Origin of the sequence: Mariniphaga anaerophila (assembly GCF_900129025.1) — a bacterium.
Classification (GTDB): domain Bacteria; phylum Bacteroidota; class Bacteroidia; order Bacteroidales; family Prolixibacteraceae; genus Mariniphaga; species Mariniphaga anaerophila.
This window is the reverse complement of sequence record NZ_FQUM01000034.1, coordinates 1-3,340: the sequence shown is the minus strand read 5'-3', so window position 1 is coordinate 3,340 and position 3,340 is coordinate 1. Positions and strand designations below refer to the sequence as shown.

At 42.6% G+C, this 3,340-nt stretch carries 2 protein-coding genes; both read right to left on the bottom strand.

Annotated elements, in window-relative coordinates:
- The coding region (locus BUB08_RS20650; RefSeq protein WP_139249814.1) for an HYR domain-containing protein at window positions 1–2,669 on the bottom strand (2,669 nt) is incomplete at its 3' end.
- Window positions 2,670–2,992: 323 nt separating this feature from the next.
- Window positions 2,993–3,340: T9SS type A sorting domain-containing protein (locus tag BUB08_RS19870; RefSeq protein WP_139249813.1), on the bottom strand; the 348-nt coding region annotated here is incomplete at its 5' end.

Below are 3,340 nucleotides of genomic sequence, written 5' to 3'. Positions count from 1 at the left end.
TCTGTGGTTCCGTCGGCCATCATTTCCAAATCTTCCGGAGCAAGCGTGTAACCTCCCGTTTCGTCCAGGTAAACGTCAATGGGGTTGGCAACTACTACCGGGCCATCGGAGTTTGCAACAATAATAACTGTCGCGGTACAAGACGAAGTATTTCCGGCAGCATCGGTAACCGTTAATGTGACTTCCTGTTCCCCCAAATCTTCAATCCCAAATTCAGAAGGATTCACTTCCATATTCTCAATTCCACAATTGTCGGTACTTCCGCCATCAATATCTTCGGGAGTAATGACAACCTCTCCGTTTTCGTCCAGCTCAAACTCCGAAACCCGTTTTGAAAGAAAATCGAACATATTCGCCCTCAGGTTCAAAGCTTCGGGTTGCGGACTATGAAAATAAGTTGCAGTCATTCCTCCAAAAAGCACCCTGCCAAGCCCCCATTCGGCATAAGACAAAACGTGCTTTGTCGGGTCTTCTGTATTCTGAAGTAAAACAGTGACATTTAACGCTTCCGGGATGGTAGCATGGGCATACGAGCCTCCCGTATAGGGCCCTGCAATAACCGGGGTAAACGGCCCGTTAAATATGGGATGAGAAGGATCTGTTGCTTCAACAGAATTAGAAGCGTCAGGATAATACAACTCAACACCCCAAAATCCCCAACTCATGCCATCGCCAACATTCGGAGCTGCATTTAAAAAGAGATTTCCGCCATTGGCCACCCAATTTTCCATCTCAGTAATATGAGCATCAATAAAAGCCTCCATACTGTTCGCATTACCATCACCTCCCTCAATATAAATAAAGCTATACGCATCAGACAAAAGTACGGCTAGGTCTGCTGTTTCAAAATAGAGTTGTTCCCAATTGCCACTACCAAAAGCCAAATCCATTGCCTCTTTGCCGGTTGGTTGTCCCCATGGTTCCCCGGCAGTAGAAGACACATAAGCTGCAACACCCGTGGCACCCTCCTTACAAATTGCAACCGGTGCTTCGGTGTCGTTAACCGTAACATTAAACGAACAACTTGTAATATTGCCGGCTGCATCAGTGGCTGTTAAGGTCACAGGGGTTGTGCCCACCTGAAAAAAACTGCCGGAAGGAATGCTTGCTTCGACCTGAACTCCCGGACAATTATCTGATGCTACCGAACCAGACTCTCCTGTACCACCACCAAGACCGCTATTTATAGCCCGCAAGTGGTCAAAAACGATGGAGTTTTCTCCTTCGCAGGCATAATTACAAAGCTTAATGCTAATTTTGTTAAAATCTATATCCTCTCCAATTCTTGCAAGATCCAAAACCATATCACCTGTTGCTGACGGTAGTTCTGTATAACTGTCCGGATTTGTCAAAATATGTGAATTTAAAAAGAAGCTGCCCACCATATCCTTTCCGTAATAAACATGTTGTCCAAGACTATTATCATTTTCGTCTAACAATTCTGCAACGATGTACGGGAAATTATATGTAGTCAGATTCGAAGCAAACTCCAAATAGACCTTAAGATCAACAGTTGCGCTATTGCCAATGATGTCGTAGGTTTTTGTAACAGCTTTAGTTTCACACATCATAATTGTATTTCCAACTACACTGGTTTGAATGGCTGAAGTTCCGTCAAAAGGAGATACAATTTCTTCAAAAGATAATATTGGATTATACTGTTCATCTGTAATTCCCCAGCCGGCAAGACTGCCGGCAAGAACCTCATCCAAAAGCACTTCATCTGTTAACGCGTTAAAAGTAACAACCGCTCCGCATTCACCCGAATCGTTTGAAACCACAATATTTTCGGGGCAATCCAACACTGGCGGCTCAGTGTCGTTAACAGTTACCGTAAAGCTGCGGGTTTCTGTGACACCTTCACCGTAGTCAATCAGAAATTCCTGCATGGTCACTCCAACCGGAAATTCATCGCCACTTGTTAATCCACTGGCATCAATCTGAGTAACTATTGCCCCTTCGACAGTCGGGACTGTATAATTTACAACAGCGCCACAAATTCCCGGATCATTGTCAACTACGATATCTTCCCAATATCTTCCAACAATAAAGTGTATTCTCCCAATTGAACCGGGGTCAGACATGTAACTCCCGGAAAGAGGCGACCCGGTTGCCAAAGATTGCTGCAGAATCAACCTGTTACACGATGTCGAAATTCCATCAATCATCAGATCCTGAGAATCTCCATAGGAATTATACATTGTAGAGCCTCCCTGATCATGTTTTGCTCCAATTATTCCATAATAACTCCCTTCAACAACATCAACCCCACATTCAATCCAACCTGAAGAAACATCAATTGCCGAAAATAAAGTTGTATGTTCACCTCCCGGACCCGGGTACGCCACAGGAGGTTCTGCACCAAACAAAATAACTTCAACCGACTGTCTTGCTGCGCCGGGGTTAGCCTCCTCTGCACACATCAGCTCCCTAATAACAAACGATGATTGTGCCTGAAAATAATACCCTCTGGTGTAATCTGAACTGTAATCTGAAACATGGTCACCTGCAATTACAGTATCAGAAACAGAAAGAGCTGCGCTTTTTAATCCGACAGCATCTTTGCTTAATTCATAGTATTTCTCATCGCTTGCAGAATAGTATTTCTGCCCAAAAGACAAAACTGAAAAAGTAAGACAGAAAATAACAAACAGGTAAATTTTTTTCATAATAATTTGGTTTTAGCCGAATTAAAAATTTAGATATTGCGTTTTTTATTGAAATTATCTCAACAAAGTTCCTGTGCACTTTACAGGACATTACTTTTCAATGAACTCTGGTGACTTAAGCCCAATTTACTTTTAGGCAGGAAGTCATCCAATTCTCATAATTTGTTTCTGTTTATACGGTTTTAAAAGTCAGTGATAAAAATAGATATTATAGCAAATGGCGAACATCTAAATCGTAAAACTCATTTTCATATCGTAAAAATCAGCAAAAAATAAGAGAGATGACCGCAATCATCTCCCTCTCGTTCTATCAAAATGTTCTGTTATTTACTTTCCAGCACCAGTTTTTTAACGGCTAACTGACCGTCTTTTTGCAGCTTAACAAAATATACTCCTGATACTTGTTCTGCCATGCTGAACGTTACAACGCTGCTGTTGCTAAAGTTCCTGCGAAGCACTTCTTTCCCTGTTATGGTGTAAACCGATACATCTACCGGGCCGTAACCTGAACTTTTAATTTCGAGGTTAACGTTATTGCGGGCAGGATTCGGATACAAATTCACGCTGAACGCTTCAGCGGAAATGTCTTCTGCACTTACCGGGTAACCTTCAACACACAACCGGAACGTGTCGGTTGCAAAAGCGCCTTCTGTATCAGTTGCTTTTACTAC